At 62.5% G+C, this 20,870-nt stretch carries 22 protein-coding genes; 7 read left to right on the top strand and 15 right to left on the bottom strand.

Annotated elements, in window-relative coordinates; translation table 11 throughout:
• Window position 1: 1 nt before the first annotated feature.
• From rplC to ACMZ6R_RS10890, 7 genes are all read right to left on the bottom strand, one after another.
• A complete protein-coding gene (rplC, locus tag ACMZ6R_RS10920; protein WP_416111289.1) occupies window positions 2-634 on the bottom strand; it encodes a 50S ribosomal protein L3 in 633 nt (210 codons plus the stop codon).
• Between the two features lie 12 nt (window positions 635-646).
• A complete protein-coding gene (gene rpsJ / locus ACMZ6R_RS10915; RefSeq protein ID WP_005993023.1) occupies window positions 647-964 on the bottom strand; it encodes a 30S ribosomal protein S10 in 318 nt (105 codons plus the stop codon).
• Between the two features lie 5 nt (window positions 965-969).
• Complete coding sequence (gene tuf, locus ACMZ6R_RS10910; protein WP_416111286.1) at window positions 970-2,163, bottom strand: elongation factor Tu; 1,194 nt, start codon at window positions 2,161-2,163, stop codon at window positions 970-972.
• Window positions 2,164-2,230: 67 nt separating this feature from the next.
• On the bottom strand, window positions 2,231-4,303 hold the full coding sequence (gene fusA / locus ACMZ6R_RS10905; RefSeq protein WP_416111284.1) for an elongation factor G: 2,073 nt from the start codon (window positions 4,301-4,303) through the stop codon (window positions 2,231-2,233).
• A gap of 18 nt (window positions 4,304-4,321) precedes the next feature.
• Complete coding sequence (rpsG, locus tag ACMZ6R_RS10900) at window positions 4,322-4,792, bottom strand: 30S ribosomal protein S7 (protein ID WP_416111282.1); 471 nt, start codon at window positions 4,790-4,792, stop codon at window positions 4,322-4,324.
• A 17-nt stretch (window positions 4,793-4,809) separates the two neighbouring features.
• Window positions 4,810-5,181, bottom strand: coding sequence for a 30S ribosomal protein S12 (gene rpsL, locus ACMZ6R_RS10895; protein ID WP_416111280.1), 372 nt, complete (start codon window positions 5,179-5,181; stop codon window positions 4,810-4,812).
• A 171-nt stretch (window positions 5,182-5,352) separates the two neighbouring features.
• Window positions 5,353-5,934 (bottom strand): outer membrane beta-barrel protein, encoded by a 582-nt coding sequence (locus ACMZ6R_RS10890; protein WP_416111278.1) that lies wholly within the window; start codon window positions 5,932-5,934, stop codon window positions 5,353-5,355.
• 323 nt (window positions 5,935-6,257) lie between these two features.
• On the opposite strand from ACMZ6R_RS10890, the gene ACMZ6R_RS10885 reads away from it, so the two are divergent.
• Window positions 6,258-6,542 (top strand): hypothetical protein, encoded by a 285-nt coding sequence (locus ACMZ6R_RS10885; protein WP_416111276.1) that lies wholly within the window; start codon window positions 6,258-6,260, stop codon window positions 6,540-6,542.
• A 150-nt stretch (window positions 6,543-6,692) separates the two neighbouring features.
• On the opposite strand, the gene ACMZ6R_RS10880 is transcribed toward ACMZ6R_RS10885, so the two are convergent.
• The 7 genes from ACMZ6R_RS10880 to ACMZ6R_RS10850 form a co-directional block, all read right to left on the bottom strand.
• The gene (locus ACMZ6R_RS10880; RefSeq protein ID WP_416111274.1) at window positions 6,693-7,841 is read right to left on the bottom strand and encodes a hypothetical protein; all 1,149 of its coding nucleotides are present in this window, start codon (window positions 7,839-7,841) and stop codon (window positions 6,693-6,695) included.
• A gap of 237 nt (window positions 7,842-8,078) precedes the next feature.
• Window positions 8,079-8,696, bottom strand: a complete 618-nt coding sequence (locus tag ACMZ6R_RS10875) for a hypothetical protein (protein ID WP_416111272.1) — start codon at window positions 8,694-8,696, stop codon at window positions 8,079-8,081.
• Between the two features lie 565 nt (window positions 8,697-9,261).
• Complete coding sequence (locus ACMZ6R_RS10870) at window positions 9,262-9,990, bottom strand: ABC transporter ATP-binding protein (protein ID WP_416111270.1); 729 nt, start codon at window positions 9,988-9,990, stop codon at window positions 9,262-9,264.
• On the bottom strand, window positions 9,990-10,757 hold the full coding sequence (locus ACMZ6R_RS10865; RefSeq protein WP_416111268.1) for an ABC transporter ATP-binding protein: 768 nt from the start codon (window positions 10,755-10,757) through the stop codon (window positions 9,990-9,992). The genes ACMZ6R_RS10870 and ACMZ6R_RS10865 overlap by 1 nt, the downstream gene beginning before the upstream one ends.
• Window positions 10,758-10,760: 3 nt before the next feature.
• Window positions 10,761-11,777 carry a branched-chain amino acid ABC transporter permease gene (locus ACMZ6R_RS10860; RefSeq protein WP_416111266.1) on the bottom strand — a complete coding sequence of 339 codons (1,017 nt, stop codon included), beginning with the start codon at window positions 11,775-11,777 and terminating at the stop codon, window positions 10,761-10,763.
• Between the two features lie 21 nt (window positions 11,778-11,798).
• Window positions 11,799-12,722 carry a branched-chain amino acid ABC transporter permease gene (locus ACMZ6R_RS10855; protein WP_416111264.1) on the bottom strand — a complete coding sequence of 308 codons (924 nt, stop codon included), beginning with the start codon at window positions 12,720-12,722 and terminating at the stop codon, window positions 11,799-11,801.
• A 141-nt stretch (window positions 12,723-12,863) separates the two neighbouring features.
• Entirely contained in the window at window positions 12,864-14,030 is a 1,167-nt protein-coding gene (locus tag ACMZ6R_RS10850) for an ABC transporter substrate-binding protein (RefSeq protein WP_416111262.1), read from the bottom strand.
• 479 nt (window positions 14,031-14,509) lie between these two features.
• Here ACMZ6R_RS10850 and purU point away from each other — a divergent pair, with 479 nt between their 5' ends.
• Complete coding sequence (gene purU, locus ACMZ6R_RS10845; protein WP_416111260.1) at window positions 14,510-15,367, top strand: formyltetrahydrofolate deformylase; 858 nt, start codon at window positions 14,510-14,512, stop codon at window positions 15,365-15,367.
• 21 nt (window positions 15,368-15,388) lie between these two features.
• Here purU and ACMZ6R_RS10840 read toward each other — a convergent pair whose 3' ends face one another.
• Entirely contained in the window at window positions 15,389-16,165 is a 777-nt protein-coding gene (locus ACMZ6R_RS10840; protein ID WP_416111258.1) for a tetratricopeptide repeat protein, read from the bottom strand.
• Window positions 16,166-16,666: 501 nt separating this feature from the next.
• Between ACMZ6R_RS10840 and ACMZ6R_RS10835 the strand changes: the two genes are divergently transcribed.
• From ACMZ6R_RS10835 to ACMZ6R_RS10815, 5 genes are all read left to right on the top strand, one after another.
• Window positions 16,667-16,945 (top strand): RNA recognition motif domain-containing protein, encoded by a 279-nt coding sequence (locus ACMZ6R_RS10835; protein WP_416111256.1) that lies wholly within the window; start codon window positions 16,667-16,669, stop codon window positions 16,943-16,945.
• Window positions 16,946-17,069: 124 nt separating this feature from the next.
• Complete coding sequence (locus ACMZ6R_RS10830) at window positions 17,070-18,449, top strand: protoporphyrinogen/coproporphyrinogen oxidase (protein WP_416111254.1); 1,380 nt, start codon at window positions 17,070-17,072, stop codon at window positions 18,447-18,449.
• A gap of 247 nt (window positions 18,450-18,696) precedes the next feature.
• Window positions 18,697-19,773 (top strand): M24 family metallopeptidase, encoded by a 1,077-nt coding sequence (locus ACMZ6R_RS10825; RefSeq protein WP_416111252.1) that lies wholly within the window; start codon window positions 18,697-18,699, stop codon window positions 19,771-19,773.
• Window positions 19,770-20,075: a DUF4911 domain-containing protein gene (locus ACMZ6R_RS10820; RefSeq protein ID WP_416111250.1), complete on the top strand. Its 306-nt coding sequence runs from the start codon at window positions 19,770-19,772 to the stop codon at window positions 20,073-20,075. Before ACMZ6R_RS10825 ends, ACMZ6R_RS10820 begins: the two co-directional genes overlap by 4 nt.
• A gap of 61 nt (window positions 20,076-20,136) precedes the next feature.
• The gene (locus tag ACMZ6R_RS10815) at window positions 20,137-20,868 is read left to right on the top strand and encodes a response regulator (RefSeq protein WP_416111248.1); all 732 of its coding nucleotides are present in this window, start codon (window positions 20,137-20,139) and stop codon (window positions 20,866-20,868) included.
• Window positions 20,869-20,870: the final 2 nt, after the last annotated feature.

Genomic DNA, 20,870 nt, shown 5'->3' with positions numbered 1-20,870 from the left:
GTTATCCCTGCTTGCGTACCATGACCACGCAGTTGCGCGGCCCGGGCACCTGGCCTTTGACCAGGATCAGGTTCATTTCCGGGCGCACGTCCACGACCTGGATGCCCGACACCGTAACGGTGCGCGCGCCCATGTGGCCGGCCATGTGTTTGCCTTTCATGACCTTGCCCGGTTCGGTGTTGTTGCCGATGGAACCGCCAGAGCGGTGGGCTTTCTCCGTACCATGGGTCTTTTTGAGACCCTTGAAATTCCAGCGCTTCATAACGCCGGCGAAGCCCTTGCCGATGGAGGTGCCCGTCACTTTGACGATCTCGCCCGGGGCGAAGATGTCGACAGTGACGTCCATGCCCAGCTCAAAAGCGGCCGGGCCGTCGCAGCGCAGCTCACGAAGCGTACGGAAGTAGCCGCGACCGGCCTTGTCCATATGCCCCTTGGCGGGCTTGGTTACCTTGCGTTCCGGGATCGTGTCGAACCCGATCTGCATGGCGTTGTACCCGTCTTTTTCCTCGGTTTTCACCTGGGTGACGGGGCAGGGTCCGGCCTCAATGACCGTGACCGGAATGATCGAACCATCATCGCCGAAAACCCGGGTCATGCCCAGTTTACGGCCGAGAATTCCAAGCGTGGCAGCCATGCCGACCTTCCCTTAGAGCTTGATTTCCACGTCAACACCGGCGGGCAGGCTCAGCTTGCCAAGCGCGTCCACCGTCTGCTGCGTGGGCTCCATAATGTCCAAAAGACGTTTGTGAACCCGCATCTCGAACTGCTCGCGGGACTTCTTGTCCACGTGCACGGAGCGGTTGACCGTGACCTTGTTGATATCCGTGGGCAGCGGGATCGGCCCGGCAACGCCGGCACCGGTATTGCGCGCGGTATCCACGATCTCGGCCACCGCCTTGTCCAGGATGCGGTAGTCGTAGGCCTTAAGCTTAATGCGAATGCGATCGTTTTGCATGGAAACCATGATATTTACTCCACGATTTCCGACACGACGCCGGCGCCGACGGTACGGCCGCCTTCGCGGATGGCGAAGCGCAGGCCCTTCTCCATGGCGATGGGGGCGATCAACTCCACGTTGAACGTGGCGTTGTCGCCGGGCATCACCATTTCGACGCCCTCGTCCAGGGTCACGACGCCCGTGATGTCGGTCGTGCGGAAATAGAATTGGGGACGGTAGCCGGTGAAAAACGGGGTGTGGCGGCCGCCCTCTTCCTTGTTGAGAACGTAGACCTCGCCCTTGAACTTGCGGTGCGGCGTGATGGTGCCGGGCTTGGCCAGAACCTGGCCGCGTACGACATCGTCGCGCTTGACGCCGCGCAGCAGCACGCCGACGTTGTCGCCGGCCTGGCCCTGGTCGAGGATCTTACGGAACATTTCAACGCCGGTGCAGGTAGTCTTGACCGTGTCCTTGATGCCGACAATCGCCACTTCGTCGCCCACGGTGATGATGCCGCGCTCGATACGACCGGTGACGACGGTGCCGCGGCCGGAGATGGAGAACACGTCCTCGATGGGCATCAGGTACGGCTTGTCGATGTCGCGCTTGGGCTCGGGAATGTAGGAGTCGCAGGCGTCAAGCAGCTCGAAGATCGGCTTGGCGTCCGGGCTGTCCGGGCCTTCGGCCTCGAGGGCCTTCAGCGCCGAACCCTTGATGATCGGGATGTCGTCACCGGGGAAGCCGTACTTGGTGAGCAGCTCGCGCACTTCGAGTTCGACGAGTTCGAGCAACTCGGGGTCGTCGACCAGGTCGACCTTGTTCATGAAGACGACGAGCTGGGGCACGCCGACCTGCCTGGCGAGCAGGATGTGCTCACGGGTCTGGGGCATGGGGCCGTCGGTGGCGGCCACCACCAGGATGCCGCCGTCCATCTGGGCCGCGCCGGTGATCATGTTCTTGATGTAGTCGGCGTGACCGGGGCAGTCGACGTGAGCGTAATGCCGCTTTTCAGTCTCGTACTCCACGTGGGCCGTGGCGATGGTGATGCCGCGTTCCTTTTCCTCGGGGGCCTTGTCGATCTGATCGAAAGGAACGTATTCGCCAAAACCCTTGAGGCTGGCCAGGCGCGTGATCGCGGCCGTCAGCGTGGTCTTGCCGTGGTCGATGTGCCCGATGGTGCCAATGTTTACGTGCGGCTTTTTCCGCTCAAATTTCGCCTTGCCCATGTCGTCCCCCTGAACATCCGCGCTTGCGGATCGTTAATGTTCCACCTCGCCCGTCTCGCCACGGGCGTTATTTCTTCTTCATTATTTCCTCGGCCAAAGCGGCCGGGACCTTCTCGTAGTGGTCGAACTGCATGCTGAAGGTGGCGCGGCCCTGCGATTTGGAGCGCAGGTCCGTGGCGTACCCGAACATGGACGACAGGGGCACGTGGGCGGTGATGATCTGAGAGCCGGCCCGGGAGTCCATCTTGGCGATGCGGCCACGACGGCCGTTCAAGTCGCCCATGACGTCGCCCATATATTCTTCCGGCGTAACCACTTCCACGGCCATGATCGGCTCGAGCAGCACGGGGGAGGCTTTCTGCACAGCCTCCTTGAAGCACTGGGAGGCGCAGATGAAAAACGCCTGCTCCGAGGAGTCGACTTCGTGGTAGGAGCCGAAGACCAACTTGGCCCGGACGTCCACCAGGGGGAAGCCGGCGATCACCCCGCCTTTCATGGCATTGCGAATACCTTTGTCAACAGCCGGAATATATTCCTTGGGAATGACGCCGCCCACGATCTTGTTGACGAACTCGTAGCCGCCGTCTTCCTTGGGCTCGATTTCCAGCACCACATGGCCGTACTGGCCGCGGCCACCGGTCTGCTTGACGTAGCGCAGATCGTTCTTGATCGCCTTGGTGATGGTCTCACGGTAGGCGACCTGGGGCGCGCCGACGTTGGCGTTGACGCCGAACTCGCGCATGAGGCGGTCGACGATGATCTCCAGGTGCAGCTCACCCATGCCGGCGATGAGCGTCTGGCCCGACTCCTCGTCGGACTTGACACGGAAGGACGGGTCTTCCTTGGCCAGCTTGCCGAGCGCCTGGGACAGCGTGTCGCGGTCGGCCTTGGTCTTGGGCTCGATGGCGACCTCGATGACGGGCTCGGGGATGCTCAGCGATTCCAGGGCCACGGGACGGTTTTCCGCGCACAGCGTGTCGCCGGTGGAGGTGATCTTCATGCCCACGGCGGCCACGATGTCGCCGGCGTCGGCGGACTTGATCTCCTCACGCTTGTTGGCGTGCATCTTGAGCAGACGGCCGATGCGTTCCTTCTTGCCGGTGTTGGCGTTGAGGACCGTCATGCCGGTCTCGATACGGCCGGAGTAGAGGCGCAGAAACGTCAGGTGGCCGATGAACGGATCGCTCATGAGCTTGAAGGCCAGGGCGGCAAGAGGCGCGTCCACGTCGCACGGGCACTCGATGAGCTTTTCCTCGTTGTCGGGATCGTGGCCCTGCATGGGCGGGATATCGAGGGGCGAAGGCAGGAAGTCGACCACCGCGTCGAGCAGGGGCTGCACGCCCTTGTTCTTGAACGCCGAACCGCACAGCACCGGACAGATGGCCAGCTTGATTGTGGCCTTGCGAATGCCGGCGATCAGGTCCTCGGGGGTGAGCTCCTCGCCGCCGAGATACTTCTCCATGAGGACCTCGTCCTCTTCGGCGATGGACTCGACCATGTGTTGATGCAGCTCTTCGTAACGCTCCATCAACTCGGCCGGGATGTCCTTGTAGACATACTCCTTGCCGAGCGACTCGGTGTCGAAATAGACGGCCTTGCCCTGGATCATGTCCACCACGCCCTGAAAATTCTCTTCGGAGCCGATGGGGATCTGCAGGGGCACGGGCTTGGCGCCCAGGCGGTCGCGGATCATGTCGACGCAACGGAAAAAGTCAGCGCCGACGCGATCCATCTTGTTGACGAAGCTCATGCGGGGCACGTGGTAGCGCTCGGCCTGCCGCCAGACCGTTTCGGACTGGGGTTCGACGCCGGAAACGGCATCGAACACGGCGACCGTCCCGTCGAGGACACGCAAGGACCGCTCCACCTCGATGGTAAAATCCACGTGGCCGGGCGTGTCGATGATGTTGATGCGATGATCGCGCCAGTAGCAAGTGGTGGCGGCGGAAGTGATCGTAATGCCGCGCTCCTGCTCTTGGACCATCCAGTCCATGGTGGCCTGGCCATCATGGACCTCGCCAATCTTGTGCGACACCCCGGTGTAATAGAGAATACGTTCGGTGGTGGTCGTCTTTCCGGCATCGATGTGGGCCATGATGCCGATATTGCGTTGCCGCTCAATGGGTACAGTCTTAGACACGACGCTATCCTTGTGCGACTACCACCGGTAATGGGCAAACGCCTTGTTGGCGTCGGCCATGCGGTGCGTATCCTCTTTCTTTTTCACGGCTCCGCCGCGATTATGATAGGCATCCAGCAGCTCGCCGGACAACTTCTCCGCCATGCCCTTCTCGCCCCGGGACCGGGCGTTACCCACCAGCCAGCGCAGGGCCAGGGTGAGCTGCCGCTCGGGCCGGACTTCCATGGGCACCTGATAGGTGGCACCACCGACCCGGCGGGGTTTGACTTCCATGTGGGGCTTGACGTTGGCCACAGCCTTCTCGAAAGCCTTGAGGGGGTCTTCGCCGGACTTCTCGGCCAGCACGTCCACGGCCTGATAGAAAAGTCCCTCGGCCACGCCCCTCTTTCCGTCGTACATCAGACGGTTGATGAACTTGGTCACCAGGTGACTGCCGAACTTGGGATCGGGCAGCACCGAACGCTTGGAAACCGGACCTTTACGCGGCATACGCGTCTCTCCTTAACTTACTTGGGCCGCTTGGCGCCGTACTTGGAACGGCCCTGGCGACGGTCGGCAACGCCGGCTGTGTCGAGCGTGCCACGGATAATATGATACCGGACGCCGGGAAGGTCTTTGACGCGGCCGCCCCGGATCATCACCACAGAGTGTTCCTGCAGGTTGTGGCCCTCGCCCGGAATGTAAGAGGTCACCTCGATGCCGTTGGTCAGGCGCACACGGGCGACCTTGCGCAAAGCCGAGTTCGGCTTTTTCGGCGTGGTGGTGTACACACGGGTGCACACTCCCCGTCGCTGCGGGCAGGCTTGCAGGGCGGGCGTCTTGCGACGCTTGGTCACCTGGGCCCGCGCCTTGCGAATAAGCTGGTTGATCGTGGGCATAGCCGTCTCCGTTCAAAAAAATCGTAGTGTATGGCAAAGACAGAGGCATATAGACCCATCACCAACCCGTGTCAAGCGGCGATGGGACTCACCATGAAAAAAACAGGCCCTCTCGCCCGATGGTGGGCGGGAGGGCCTGTCTTGTTACCCTAGTTGCCGACGTTTGTCAGCCTAGAATGTGATGCGGATTCCGGCATGACCGCCCCAGGCGTCCAGGCCGTGATCGTCAAAGCCGATGCGCTGGTAGCGGCCGACCAGTTCAAAGGCCACGTTCTGGGTCATGGCCACGGAAAAGCCCACGTCCACAGGCAGGGTCGGGTTGCTGTACTGGCCCTGACCACCGTTGCGGTAATACGGGATGCGGTCGCTCGAGAACAGGCCGCCGATACCGGTTCCGATGAAGAAGGCCGCCTTGTCCGTGTGCACCGGATAGAAGCGCACCAGGGCATTGGCGCCAAAAGCCCAGGGATTCTGCTCGTAGCCGCCGTAATTCGTGCCTTCCTTCTTCTGGTCGAACGAATAGGCCAGGGCCTCGGCGCCGATCGACAGGCCGTCCATGATGAAATACCCGCCGCTAGCGCCGAAGGTAATAATCGAGTTCACCTGCTTCTGGCTCGTTCCGTAGACGCCGAATTCAGGCGTCACATAAAAGGTCCCCGCCTCGCCGATGGCGAAGGACCGGGCCGGAAGCACCGCCAGACCGAGCATGGCGGCCATAAAAAGCACCAGTATCTTTTGCAGTCGCGCGTTCATGGCCTTCCTCCTTGATCAAATCCTCATTTAAGCGTTTCTTCCCGTTGGCGAAACCCTCCATGCGCGTCCCCGGGGTGCCTTCACAAGCGGTTCGCCTCGCATGGCTCGTCTGGAGTAAGTCATAAGTCGCCTTGGGAACTTGGAAAGGGGTCGGGACCTTTTTCCCTGTTCGGGAAGGGTTTCTCGCCCGGACTTTCTACCCGAACGTTTCATAGCAGACGGGCGTCAGCCCGGCAAGAGATGTTACAGCCACCTGAAAATCTTGCCCTCTTTGCGCCCTTCCGGTATCTTTCCGGTCGCACTCGCAGCCCTGGGAGGACGACGTGGAGACAAAAAAACCCTTCGGGGTGGACCTGGAAGAACAGCTGGCCAAGTACAAGACCAAAATCGAGGAAGCACGCCGGGAAGCCCGGGGAAAGGGGCCGGATTATTTCGACCGCTGGACCGGGGAGCTCGAGCACATGCTCGATACCTACGACAAGGCCCGCTACAAGCTGACGCTTTTGCGCAAAGGCGGCGGCGACGCCCTGGCCGAATTACGGGAGGGGTTCGAGTCCGCGCTTTCCGACCTCAAGGCGGCCCTGACCCGGGCCAAAAACAAATTTTAGGACGGTGCCGCCCCCCCCTCTTCGCAGACCGGCCTTCCTCCGCCGTCTCCTTCCCGCTTTCCTCCCTGTTCAAACGCAAAAGGGCGACCGCCAGGTCGCCCTTTTGTCTCCCCGGGAGAAGCGCCCTTCCCCCGATCGTCCCGGCCTCGCCTAGGCGGTCACGGAGAGGCCGCCGCTTCCTGAATCGGAACCCGCCTGCGATTGCCCGGAACCGTAGCGGCTTGCGCCATAGCGGTGGATGTATTGGCCGGTAATGTCGGCCAGGCTGTCCGCATCGGGCTTGTTCGAGCCGTAGCTGCTGCCCTTGGCCGAGTTCGAAAATGGGATGTCCTTGGTCTTTTGGCTTACAATTTTGCCATTGGCGTCCGTGACCGTAATGGTCTCCTGCATGCTCTCGGAGGTGAACGTCGTGGTCACCGTGGTCGTGGTGCCGCCCTTGTCCCCGCCGGAGGAAGACGTGCCGGAGGCCGCGGAACCGCCTGACGCGTTTTCGGAGCTCGAGCCGCTTTTGGTGCTCGACGTGCTGTCGGAACTCGTGGTGGCCTCAGCCGAGGCGACGGTCGTGGTCGGCGACGTGGTCGAGGTCGTTGAGGACAGCAGGTTGCCGTCGGCGTCGTAGCTCTGGCTTTCGGTCGCGGAACCGCCGTCCGGCCCGTTTCGGGTGACGGAGCTGGTGACGCTGCCGTCGGCGGCGGTGAGGTGGGTGCGGCGTTCCAGGATCTTGTCGTCGACGCCGGTCAGGGTGTCCGTGACCTTGAAACCGGCATCCGTGTTCTCGCCGGTGACGGTCCGGGTGGACGTGTTGCCCCCCGGGTCGGTCATGGTCATGACCGTGTTGAATGTGCCGTCGGCGTTTTCGGTCGTCTTTTCGGTGCCGACCACCTTGCCTTCGGCATTGGTCATGGTGACGTTGCGCGAGGTGCTGCCGTCGTCGTTTTTGGTTTCGGTCGCGCTGCGGGTCAGTTCGGGCCCAGTCCCTTGCATGGAGGGGGATGGCGGCATGCCGGCTTCCCCCGACGCCTCGTCCTGGCCGGACGCGGTAAGGGAACCGGTTTCCATATCATAGGACAATCCGTTGCCGTTTAGAAGCGCGGTAAGGATGTCGTTGAAGCTTCCGACGGAGCTGGTCGTGGACGCGGAGGCGTCGGAAGAAGTTGCCGACGTGCCGTCGGTGGCGTCGCTTCCCTGCGACAGGAGACTCAGGATGGACGACTGGCTGGAACGGGTCTGCCCGTAGCTGGCAAGCAGCTGCTGGAGCCAATTGTCCCCGGATGATTGCCCAATGGACTGGACGCTCATGCCATACCTCCCGGGGGGCGGAATTTTTTGCCGGGTGCATCGCTCCCCACCGGGAGATAGGCAAAAGCCGTGCCTGAAAAAGGAAAGGGCTTCCGGCGCTGGCGGCGTCAAACGGTTACAAGCAAAGTGCGGGCCAGAGGATATTTCGGAGATTTCGGGAAGGAACTCGCGCGAAAGGGAAAAGACCTCGCGGCAAGCAAGGTCCTTCCCCCGGTGTTCTTTTTCGAGGAGCAGCCCCTAGAGGCTGTCGATTTCAATCTCGTACTCAAGCCCGTAGCCACGATCCAGGCGCAGCTTCTTTTCGCTTGAAAAATCCTTGGGCGTATACTCGTTGGACGCCGGCTCAGGGCACAACAGCCCCATCCGCTGGTAGCCTTCGGCGACCAGCTCGCTGCAGAATAACGAACTCAGGTCTTCCTTATTATCCCCGAGAATCCCCTCGTACAGGGATTTGAGCAATTCGATGCGGCTTTTCTCATAGGGCCGACCGCTCACTTCGTGCCGAAAGGCATTGAGGGCCGCCACCATGGTGTCGTCGAGGGGATTCGTCAAAGGACGCACGGCGATCTCGTACCCATTGGCAAAGCAACGTTCCAGGCGCTCGGAGAGTTCCACACGCTGCACGCCCTTGGTGAGCTTGCCCGTATCGGCATCTTTGACATCGCACAGCGTGGTCGATTCCCAACAAAAGATCGAACCCTGCGGATCAAGGGGGCTGCAAAACCGGTAGACCATGCCGACATGAGACCATTTGCTCATGGAAAAAAACTTGATCCCTTCGGAAATTCTGCTTTTACCCGAAAAAAGTAAAATATCGCCCGTCTTCAACCGATCCCGGATGTCCTTGTACTGCATGCTGTCCTCCTTTTGCTCTATCGACGCTCCTTTTTCCAAAAGTCCGACACGATTCGCCTGGCACAGGGAGGCTGCATACCCATCGCCGGGGACGCATCGCCCTTCGATCCGGGCGACCGTACCGCACCGACATGCCTCCTATCGCTTATTTGCAATTAAATATTTAAGGCCGACATCTACGTCAAACTATTTTTTACTATTCGTGAAACGTAACCTCAAATTCTCAAAAAACCCGGCCCGACAACTGTCGGACCGGGTTTTTTGGGGGCCAGTTTCCTCAACTGCGTCGGGGAAAACCGGCCGGAGGGTCTGTCTCTCCGGAAGTCTCTTTTCCCCAAGGGCAGTCGGCTGCCCACAAAAGGAAAAAGCTGGGGAATGGGAGCGCGCCAAAGGAGAGCCCCCTTTCATAGGGTCTCCCCGCTCGCGCCGTCTTTTCCTTCTTCCGCTTGAGCCCTTGGCTAGTGTTGCGTTCTCGAAATTCGTGTATACGAATTTCGAAAGTAATATATTTAAATAATTATTTTTTCTCTAAAAAATATTGTCATATTTTTTAGAGAACGCCACACTAGCCGCCGAGGTAGGCCTTTTTGACCTCGGGGTCGCACCGCAGTTCCTCGGCCGTGCCGGACGTCTTGATCTCGCCGGTGTCCAGCACGTAGCCGCGGTGGGCAAAGGACAGCGCCACCTTGGCGTTTTGCTCGATGAGCAGGATGGTGAGCCCCTGCTCGTTGAGCTTTTTGAGCGTGCGGAACATCTCGTACATGAGCAGCGGCGCCAGCCCCATGCTCGGCTCGTCGAGCAAAATGAAGTCGCAGCCCGTCATGATGGCCCGGCCCACGGCCAGCATCTGCTGCTCGCCGCCGGAGAGCGATTCGCTGCGCTGCTTGCGCCGCTCGGACAGGCGCGGGAAAAGCGACAGCACCCGCTCGAGGTCGCGGTCAATGGCATCCTGGTCGGCCTTGCGGGCATAGGTGGCGAGCACCAGGTTTTCCATCACGGTCAGGTTGCCGAAGATGTGCCGGCCCTCGGGCGAAAGGTCCATGTGGAGCTTTCGGACCACATCGTGCGGCTCCATGCCCAGAATGGACGTGCCGGCGTACTTGATGTCCCCTTCCACCACCTTGGGGGCTTCGGGGGGCGGCAGCCGCATGATGGAGAGCAGCGTGGTGGTCTTGCCCGCGCCGTTGGCCCCGATAAGGGTCACGATCTCCCCCTTGTTCACATGGAAGGAGATGCCGTGCAGGGCCTCGATATTCCCATACTTGACCCGGAGATTTTCAACGGAGAGCAGCATCAGATTGTATCGTCTCCCAGGTAGGCTTTGATGACTTCGGGGTTGTTCTGGATATCGGTCGGCGTGCCTTCGGCGATGGTGGCGCCGAAGTCGATGACCTTGATCCACGAACACAAGCTCATGACCACGTCCATCTGGTGTTCGATCATCCAGATGGTCAGGCCGAAGTCCTTGTGGATGTCCGTGATGAGCTTGATGAGACCTTCCACGTCGGCGGAGTTGAGCCCGGCGGCCGGTTCGTCGAGCATCAAAAGAGACGGCCGGATGGAAAGCGCCCGGGCGATCTCCACCAGGCGCTGCACGCCGTAGGGCAGGTTTTTGGGATACTCCCCCGCCACCTCGCGCAGTCCCAGGCGCGTGAGGATATCCATGGCGTGATCCTCGATCTCGCGTTCGCGCTTCATGTAGCGCGGCGTGCGCAGGAAGCAGTCCAGCAGCCCGTAGCCAAGCGCGTGGTATTGGGCGATGCGGATGTTGTCGAGCACCGTCATGTCGAACCACAGCCGGATATTCTGGAAGGTGCGGGCGATGCCCTTGCCCGTGACCTGATGGGGTTTTTTGCCCTTGATGGATTCGCCCTTGAAGAGGATCTCGCCGCGCGTGGGCTTGTAAAAGCCGCTGACGAGGTTGAACACCGTGGTCTTGCCGGCCCCGTTGGGACCGATAAGCGCCGCCAGCTGCCCTTCCTCCAGGGACACGGAAAACTCCGACACGGCGCACAGCCCGCCGAAGTACTGGGTCATATCCTGTACGTCCAAAAGCGCCACGGCCTACCCCTTGAACTTGTAGAATTTGCGAAGCCCCGGAAACACGTCCGCCAGTTCCCGCCGGCCCATGATGCCCTCGGGCCGAAACTGCATGAGCAGCACGAGCACCAGCGGAATGACCACCCACTTGATGATCTGCAGGGGACGCAAAGCCTCCATGAGCAGCGTGACGAGGATGGCCGAGAGCACGGCGCCCGTCAGCGACCCCATGCCGCCGAGATAGACCATGACCATGATTTCCGTGGACTTGAGGATGGTGAACGACCCCGGGTTCACGTAGCCGAGGATGTGGGCGAACAGGCCGCCCGCGACCCCGGCCAGGCCGCACGACACCATGAAGGCCACGAGCTTGATGTGGTTGGTGTCAACGCTCATGATCTCGGCCGCGATCTCGTCCTGGCTTATGGCATCCACCCCCTTGCCGAAGGTGGAATAGATGAAACGGCGGATGAGCCAGACCGAAAAGACCGTGCCGACAAACACCCAGATCATCATCCAGGGCAGGTTGGCCGTATTCCCCATGGCGTTCATGACCGAACCCATGCCCATAAAACCCCGGGCGCCGCCGATGATGTTGATGTTCTCGATGGTGGACTTGACGATATAGGCGGCGGCGATGGTGATGATGGCCAGATAGTCGCCCCGGGTCTTGAACGAGGGGATGGCCACGAGCAGCCCGACGACCGAGGCGGCCAGCCCGCCGATGAGCAGGATCACCGGAAACAACCACACGGCCAGCGACGGCGGCAGAAGCGGCTGCCCGAAAGCGGCCGACTTGGCGAAAAGCGCCACGGACAGCACCGAGGACACGTAGGCCCCGACGGCCATGAACCCGGCATGGCCGCAGGAAAACTCGCCCATGTTGCCGTTTATGATGTTGAGGCTCGAGGAAAGGATGATGTTGACGCCCATGAACATGATCACGGACTGCCAATAGATGTTGAGGGCTCCTGTTTGCGAGGCCCAGACCAGCACGGCGAACAGCACGGCCAGCAGGGCGGGAACGGACAGACGTTTCATGCGGAAACTCCCCGACTGGTCCTAGATTTTCGTCGACTTGGCCACGCCGAACAGGCCGGTCGGTCGGATGGACAAAATAAGCAGCAGGATCGAGAAGGCGATGAGGTCGCGGAAGGTGGAGGGGAAAAAGGCCACCACCATGATCTCCACGAACCCCAGGAGAAACCCTCCGGCAAAGGCCCCGGCGATGGAGCCGATGCCGCCGACCACGGCCGCGATGAACGCCTTCCAGCCGATCAGCGCCCCCATGTAGGGATCGAGCACCGGATAGGTCATGGCGAAGAAGATGCCCGCCAGACCGGCGAAGGCCGAGCCCAAAACAAAGGTGAACACGATGACCGTGTCGGCCGGAATGCCCATGAGCGGCACGGCGAAACGGTCGTAGGAAATGGCCCGCATGGCCATGCCGATCTTGGTGCGGGAGACGATGAACTGCAGGAGCAGGAAGCCCAGGATGGCCACGCCGATGACCATGAGCTTTAAGTTGGTCACCGTGACCCCGAAGAAGTGGTAGACGTGGGTCGGGATCAGGGTGGGAAAGCTTTTGCGGCTGGCGCCGAGCAGGGCCAGGTTGCCGTTTTCCAGGATCAGGCCGCACATGAGCGCGGTGATGACCACGTAGAGGCGGTTGACGCCCTTGCGCCGTAGCGGCCGGTAGGCCACCCGCTCGAGGGTCACGCCGACCACGGCGGTAAGGATCATGGTCAGCGGCACGGCCAGGGTCATCACCAGCCAGCCGGGCAGGCCCGGGATCAGGCCGAACTTGCCGAGCAGGAAGGTGCAGACGAAAAAGGCGATATAGGCCCCGACCATGAAAATGTCGCCATGGGCGAAGTTGATAAGGAGCAGCACGCCGTACACCAGGCAGTAGCCAAGCGCGATCAGGGAATAGAAACTTCCCCACTGCAGGGCGTTAAGGATGTTTTGCAGAAGGCTTTGCAGCAACGGAGACCCCCTTGGCGCGACGTTCGGCCACCCGGCCGGGCGCGAGCCCGTGCCGGCCTGAATGCTTCGACGGCCGCCCGGGACGCCCCGGCGGCGGGGCGTCCCGGACAGGCGTTACAACCGGCGGATGCCGGGCGGATGCTACGGGCAGACGGACTTGTAGAAGGCGAACTTGCCGTTGTCGTCGATCTTGACCACCACGGCGCACTTGATGGGATCATGGGGGCCGGTGGCGGGATAGGACATGTCGCCGGTGATGCCTTCGAACTTCTTGATGCCGGCCATGGCCTTCATGAGGGCCTCGCGGTCCTTGGCCATGTCGCCGGTGATGGCGGGCATGGCCTTGACGCCGTCGAGCATCAGGTTGGCGCCGTCCCAGGTCAGGGCCGCGACGTCGTCAGGGGTCTTGTTGTAAAGCTTGGTGTACTCGTCGATGAATTCCTTGGTCTTGCCCTTGGCGCCGGCGGCGGCGTAGTGGGTGACGAAGAAGTAGCCCTTGCAGTCATCGCCGCAAAGGCCCATCAGGTCGCCGGAGCCCCAGGAGTCGCTGCCCATGATGGGCTTGTCGAAGCCGAGCGACTTGGCCTGCTTCACGACCAGCGGCACCTCGTTGTAGTACTGGGGCACGAAGAGCACGTCCGCGCCGGACTTGGCGATGTTGGTCAGCTGGGCCGAGAAGTCCACGTCCTTGGTGGTGAAGGTCTCGAAAGCGACAACCGAGCCGGGGCCGTGGATCTTTTCGAAGGCGGCCTTGAAGTCCTCGGCCAGACCCTTGGGATAGTCGGAGGCGATGTCGTAGAGCACGGCGGCCTTTTTGGCCTTGAATTCCTCGGTGGCGAACTTGGCGGCCGTGGGGCCCTGGAAGGTATCGAGGAAGCAGCCGCGAAAGACGTAGGGCCGATCCTTGGTGGTGTTGGGGTTGGTGGACCAGGGGGCCATCATCGGGGCCTTGAGGTCGTTGGAGGCCTCGGCGGCGGGCACGGCCTGCTTGCTGGACTGCGGGCCGACGATGCCGAGGACGTCGTCCTGGGTGATGAGCTTGCGCGCGGCGGACAGGGCGGACTCGGCCTTGGACTCGTTGTCCTCGTAGACGAATTCCACCAGGTATTTCTTGCCGCCGACGGTAATGCCGCCGGCATCGTTGATTTTCTTTTTGAGCATCTCGGCGGCGTTCTTCGAGGACTCGCCCACATCCGGAATATCACCGGTCATCGGGATGTTGAACCCGAGTTTGATGGTATCCGCGGCCCGGACCGGAGCGGCCGCCACGAGCACGAGAAAAAGGGCAATGAGCCAGGACCTTTTCATGAACGCCTCCTGTTTGCAGTCAATTTCAACAACTTACACGTAAAGTTTCGGTTACGATCGAAATACATGAACTTTCGGGCGAAGGGAATCCCCTTCTCGTATCAAACCACATTTTTGTGAAATTTTACCGGGGTGAAGGAGCCGCCGCGATGCCCCACTCCCCACTGCCGCATCCCGGGCCAGGCCAGCGCCGCGGACAGCGGGGACAAGCATTTTGATTTCCTTGGGGATACCAACGCGCATCGGCCTGCCTCGTGGGGTACTTTTCCTAAAATTCGGGCTTCCCTTCGGTCGTTACGCGCTCGGAGCAGGGGCGCGCTCGATAAGGACGCCCTTCTGTAAACGAATTTTCGAAATATGACAATATTGTCCGAACAATCTTTGGTTAAACTCGGCTGGCCTCAAAAACCGTTCTGGGTTATGGCCTTTCCCCCGGCGATCAGCCGCCGCCAAGACTATTCGGAAAGGATCCCGTCACCATGACCCACACCGCCCGTTTGCGCATCACCTGCCCAGACCGCCCCGGCATCGTTTCGGCCGTCACCACCTTCCTGCACGCCCACGGGGCCAATATTGTCGACCTGGACCAGCATTCGACGGACCCCGAGGGGGGGACGTTTTTCATGCGGCTCGAATTTCACACCCCTTATATGGATGTGTCCCGCCCGGCCCTGGAGTCGTCCTTCGGCGAAGTTGTCGGAACGCCGTTTTCCATGGACTGGCGGTTGTCGTATTCCGACGTGCACAAGCGCGCGGTCGTTTTGGTTTCGCGCCAGGACCACTGCCTGATGGAGCTGTTATGGCGGCATGCCCGGGGTGAGCTGCCCTGCGAGGTGGCGATGGTGATCAGCAACCACGAGGACGCGCGCGGCAGCGTGGAGGGCTTCGGGGTGCCTTTCTCCTGCGTGCCGGTCGGCGACGGGGGCATGCCCGAGGTCGAGGCGCGCATGGCCGAGATCCTCGGCGATGCGACGGACCTGCTCGTGCTGGCCCGATACATGCGGGTGCTGTCGGCGGATTTTCTTTCGCCCTACGAAAACCGGGTCATCAACATCCACCATTCGTTTTTGCCGGCCTTTGTCGGGGCCGATCCTTACCGGCAGGCCCACGAGCGTGGGGTCAAGCTGATCGGGGCCACGGCCCATTACGTCACGGCCGAGCTGGACGCCGGGCCGATCATCGAGCAGGACACGGCGCGGGTGACGCACCGGTTTTCGGTGGCCGACCTCAAGGCCACGGGCAGCGAACTGGAGCGCACGGTGCTGGCCCGGGCGGTCAAGTGGCACCTGGAGGACCGGGTCATCGTTTTCGGCAACAAGACGGTGGTGTTCCGGTAAGGCGGCCGGGCGGCGGCGCGATCAACCGGCATCCGTTGCCGGTGCGGCCGGCGGCGCGGCAGCGGCTTTTTTCTCCGCCGCCGCCTTGAGCTTTTTGGCGATGAGGAAGCCGGGATTGATGGCCAGGCATTTGCCGGCCTCGGTGGCGGCGGCCGCGAAGTCGCCCAGCTCGAAAAGAACCCGCCCCAGGTTGAAATGCAGGTTCTCGTCGGCCTCGGACACGGTCAGCGCCTTTGCATAGTAGGCCCGGGCCATGTCCAGAAGCCCATGCTTGCGCATGCGGATGCCGAATTCATTGAACAGAAATTTGTTCTCCGGCCCGAAGGCCAGCTCGATGGACATGATCTTCTCGAAGATCTCCCCCGCCTCCACCCTCTTGCCGGCCGCGAGATACGCATTGCCCAGGCCGAAAATCGCCCGCAGGTTCTCCGCGTCGTATTCCAGGGCCTTCTGGAAGGACTTCTCGGCCCTCTCCGTACGCCCGGCCTCGAGCTGCTTGTCCCCCTTTTCAAGCTCGGCAAGCATCGCCTCCATGCGCGGCTTGACCTGGTTGTAATAGATCAGCGGCTCGGGCTTGAATTTCTCCAGAAACTCCGGCTCGGAAACCGGCGTCTTCTCGCCGCTCGGCACGCTGTTGGCGTTTAAAGCCTGCACCAAAATGCCGGACTCGGGCGTCTTCTCGGCGTAATAATAAAGCGCGCGCTCACTGGCCCGGGTGGTCCCGCCAAAGCCGGTTTTGTAGGATTCCCGCAAGGAAACCGCCACGGCGAATCGCGCGGCCTCAAACGCATCAGCCATGCCCACCTCCACGTCGCTGCTGTGAAAGGCTCCCCGTCGGGTCCCTGGCATACACTATTTTCCTGCGCCGGGCATTCTCCCCACCCCGCCCCAAGTCACTTATCGGAAAGCACATTCGCAAGACAGGAAGCAAACCAGATATCATTTCAAGGAGAAACGACAGATACGAACATTTTTTTCTTGCTCCCCATTTCGGGTTCCGATATCTTTTGACATCTTCGCTCAAACCCGTGCAGTCGCCTCGCCCGTGGCGGGATACGGCGGCGCGGAAAGTTACGCGAACGACTCGCTTGGGGAGTCAACATAGAGTGCGCGCCGACTGTTTTTCACTACCTTGCCGTTGCCGAAACCGACGGATGCACTCCAACTATCGGGCCATTCCGGCCGTACGGCCGATGGAATCGTCCTGGGAAGGAGCGTAGCCGGCGGTTTGTTGCCAGACGGACCTCCGTACACGCTTCGCGTTCGCATTGACGTCAACCGTTTGGGAGTCCGTGTCTCATGTCCAAGAACATTTATGTTGGCAACTTGCCCTTCCGTAGTACCGAGGAAAGCGTCCACGATCTCTTCGCCCATTACGGCGAGGTCCAATCCGTCAAACTGATTTCCGACCGCGAGACAGGCAAACCGCGCGGCTTCGGTTTCGTGGAGATGGATGACGACAGCGCCGCGGACGAAGCGATTCGGGCGCTCGACGGGACGGAGTTCGAGGGCCGCAGCCTCAAGGTCAACGAGGCCAAGCCCCGCGCCCCCAGGCCCCCGCGTCGTCCGGCCTGGTAGTCCCCCGGAGTAACCTCTCTTTCCCGGAGTCGTCGGCTGGCAGGCGGCTCCGGGTTCCTTTTTTCCCTTCCCCCATACTGGCCCCATTCTTGCTACCCCATGCGACACCCCAGAGGAGGCACGCATGCGCGTCAAATATCTGATCATCGGGGCCGGCCCCACAGGACTTGGCGCCGCTTGGCAGTTGCAGCAAAGCGGCGAAAACGATTTTCTCGTCCTCGAACGCCACCCCTACAGCGGCGGCCTGTCCGCCAGCTTCACCGACCATACGGGGTTTACCTGGGATGTGGGCGGCCACGTGGTCTTTTCCCACTACCCGGCCTTCGACAAACTCCTCGACGAACTTTTAGGCGACGACGTGCTCAGGCACCAGCGCGAGTCCTGGATACGCGTGGCCGGCACCTTTGTGCCCTACCCCTTCCAGAACAACATCCGTCGCCTGCCGCCCGCGCTCGCCTGGGAGTGCGTGGAAGGGCTGCTCGCGGCCGGACGGGCCGCCGCCGCCGATGCGCACAAAACGCCCCCGGTCCATTTCCGCGAGTGGATCGACCGGGTCTTCGGCCCGGGTATCGCCCGGCTGTTCATGGTCCCCTACAACTTCAAGGTCTGGGCCCATCCGGCCGAGCTCATGTCCCACCGCTGGATCGGCGAACGCGTGTCCGTGGTGGACGCCGACCGGGTGATCAAGAACATCATCCTCGGCCAGGACGATGTGGCCTGGGGGCCCAACAACACCTTTTCCTTCCCGCTTCGCGGCGGCACCGGCGAGATCTACCGCCGCCTGGCCGCGCGCTTTCCCGACCGGGTGCGCCTGGGCGACGGCGCTTTCCGGCTCGACGCGACCGCCAAAACCCTGCGCACCACCTCCGGCGACACCGTGGCCTATGACCACCTCCTCTCCACCATGCCCCTCGACCGGCTGGTCGTGGACGTGCTTCAGGAGGCGACCCCGGCCATGACCGCTGCCGCCGGACGGCTCAAGCACAGCGGCTCGGCCATCCACGGCCTGGGCTTCGACGGCGCGCCGCCCGATCCCCGCTGCTGGATGTATTTTCCCGAACCCGACTGCCCCTTTTACCGGGTCACCAACTTCCACAACTATTCCTACAACAACACCCCGGACCCGGACGGCGCGCGGCCCCGAAAACGGGCGATCATGACCGAAACCAGCTACTCCGAGCACAAGCCCGAAAACCTGGACAGCCTGCCCGGACGCACCGTGGACGGCCTCGCCGCGACCACGCTCATCGCCCCGGACGACCGCGACCGCCTCGTTTCCACCTGGGAGATGCGCGTGGACTACGCCTACCCCATCCCCTGCCTGGAGCGCGACGCCGCCCTGGCCGTCATTCAGCCGGCGCTCGAAGCCCGGGGCGTGTTCTCCCGGGGACGCTTCGGCGGCTGGAAATACGAGGTCGGCAACATGGACCATTCCTTCATGCAGGGCGCGCAGTGGGCCGACCGGATACTCACCGGCGCCCCGGAAACGGTGTATACGCTGTAAGGGATACGGTGAGATGCGAGAGGGGAAACCCTTTAAAAAGGGTTCTCCCCTCTCGCGCTCTCCCTTTCCTAAATTTTTTATCAATAACACATTATTAACATTAAAAATTCCCGAGAGGGAGGGACGAACAAAAACCTCTGCACGGGACACGGGTCCGCCCCATAGCGGTGTTGACGTCGCCGTCCGATCTGGGACAGGGTCGGGCACCGGAGATAAACCCGGCGCATAGAAGGAGCAACGTTTCACCGTGATTACGACCATCCCCCCCTACGCGGCCCGGCGCGACCGGCTGCGCCAACGCCTGGCGGAAATGGGGCACACCGCCCTGCTCGTCACCCATGCGGCCAACCGCTACTATTTGAGCGGCTTCGAGCTGCACGACCCCCAATGCAACGAATCGGCCGGCTGGCTGTGCGTGGCGGCCAACGGCCGCGACGCGCTTTTCACCGACGCCCGCTACCGCGACGCGGCCCTGCGTCTTTGGCCGGCCAAGGACCTGTGCATCTACGGCAGCAACCGTTTCGCCGCCATCGCCGCCTTTCTGGCCCAACGCGGCATCACCCACGCCGCCTTCGAAGCCACGGACATCTCCTTCGACACCCACGCCAAGCTGGCCGAGCACATGGGTCTCGCCCCGGTCACCGGGGCGGTGGAGCCGCTGCGCCTGATCAAGGACGCGGACGAGATCGCCCGCATGCGCCGCTCGGCCGCCGTCAACCACGCCGTCATGCAGCGCCTGCCCGACGTGCTGACGCCCGGCCGCACCGAGGCGCAAGCCGCCTGGGAAATCGAAAAACTCTTCCGGGAATTCGGCGCCAGCGAACTGGCCTTTTCCTCCATCGTGGCCGTCGACGCCAACGCGGCGCTGCCCCACGCCATACCGGGCGAAACCGTCATCACCGACGAGTGCATGGTGCTGATCGACGTGGGCGGCCGGCGCGACGACTACTGCTCGGACCAGACCCGCACGGTGTGGGTGGGCAAAAATCCCCCCGAGCGTTTCCGGACCATGCTCGCCCAGGTCAAGGAGGCCCAGGCCGCCGCACTGGCCGAGCTGCGACCGGGACTGCCCTTTCGTGACGCCTATGCCCTGGCCCGGAACGTTTTCGTCAAGGCCGGGGTGGCCGATCGCTTCACCCATTCCCTGGGCCACGGCGTCGGCCTGGAGACCCACGAGGGCCCGAGCCTCAACCCGTCCGCGAGAGGCGAGCTGGAACCGGGCATGGTGGTCACGGTGGAGCCGGGGCTCTACTACCCCGACTGGGGCGGAGCGCGCTGGGAGCATATGGCCCTTATCACCGAGAACGGCTGCGAGACGCTGTGAAACGCCGCCGTCGCCGCCAGCCTCCCTACCGCCCGGCCACGGCCTCGGCCCGCCTGTACGTGCGCCTGGAGGCGCGCCATGTGGCCCTGCTCAAGTTCCTGCTCGAGGCCGAGGACAACCTGGCCCTGCCCACGGTGGTCGACCGCTTCGCCGCCGTGGTGCGCCTCGCCTACGCGCCGCAGGCGGCCGCCCGGGTGGAAGGGTTCGTGCGCGACCTGACCGCCATGTGCCCGGAAGCCACGGTCTGCCTGCGCCCCGGCGCGGCTTTTCCATTGCCAACCGGGCACGCCTCCTCTAACTAGATCTGCCTGACGGGTTGAACCCCGGCCGGCCCCGGACGCAACTGCAACAGGCGGCGTGCCCATGCCTCCCGTATCCGCGCCACCCCGCATTCTGCTGGTGGACGACAATGCCGCCAACCTGATCCTGATGCGGCTTTTCCTCGGCTGCGACTACCGCATCGACGAGGCCGCCAACGGCCGCGAGGCGGTGGACCGTTTCGCCGCCTCGGCCTACGACCTCATTTTCATGGACCTGGAAATGCCGGTCCTCGACGGCCACGACGCCACCAAGGCCATCCGGGCCCTGGAACTGCGGCAAAAGCGCCCGCCCACCCCCATCCTGATTCTCACCGCCCATTCCCTGGACGAGCAGCGGGACCGCTGCCGCGTGGCGGGCTGCTCGGACTTCCTGATCAAGCCCGTGCGCAAGGCCGCCATCCTGGCCGTTTTGCAGCGGTTCCTCGGCCGCGACACCCCTGCGCCCGACATGCCGGCTCCCGCGCCACCCCAGGCTGCCGCGCCGTCCCCACGCGCCCTTCTCGTGGATCAGGAACGCCTGAGCCTGTTACTGCCACTATTTTTCGACACCGCCGCGAAGACCCTGGATACGGCGCGCCTGGCCCTGGACCGGGGCGATCTGGATACCGCCCGCCGGCAGGGACACAAGCTCAAGGGATCGGCGTTGTCGTACGGATTCGAGGCAATCGGACTGGCGGCCAAGGACCTGGAACTGGCCGGCGAGGCGCCCCATGCCGCGGCCGCCCTGGACCGGGCTGCGCGGCTTTTGAAAGCAGCCGGGGGGAAACCTTTCTGAAG

This window comes from Solidesulfovibrio sp. C21 (assembly GCF_047785625.1).
GTDB lineage: Bacteria > Desulfobacterota > Desulfovibrionia > Desulfovibrionales > Desulfovibrionaceae > Solidesulfovibrio.
This window is presented reverse-complemented; position numbering and strand designations above follow the sequence as displayed.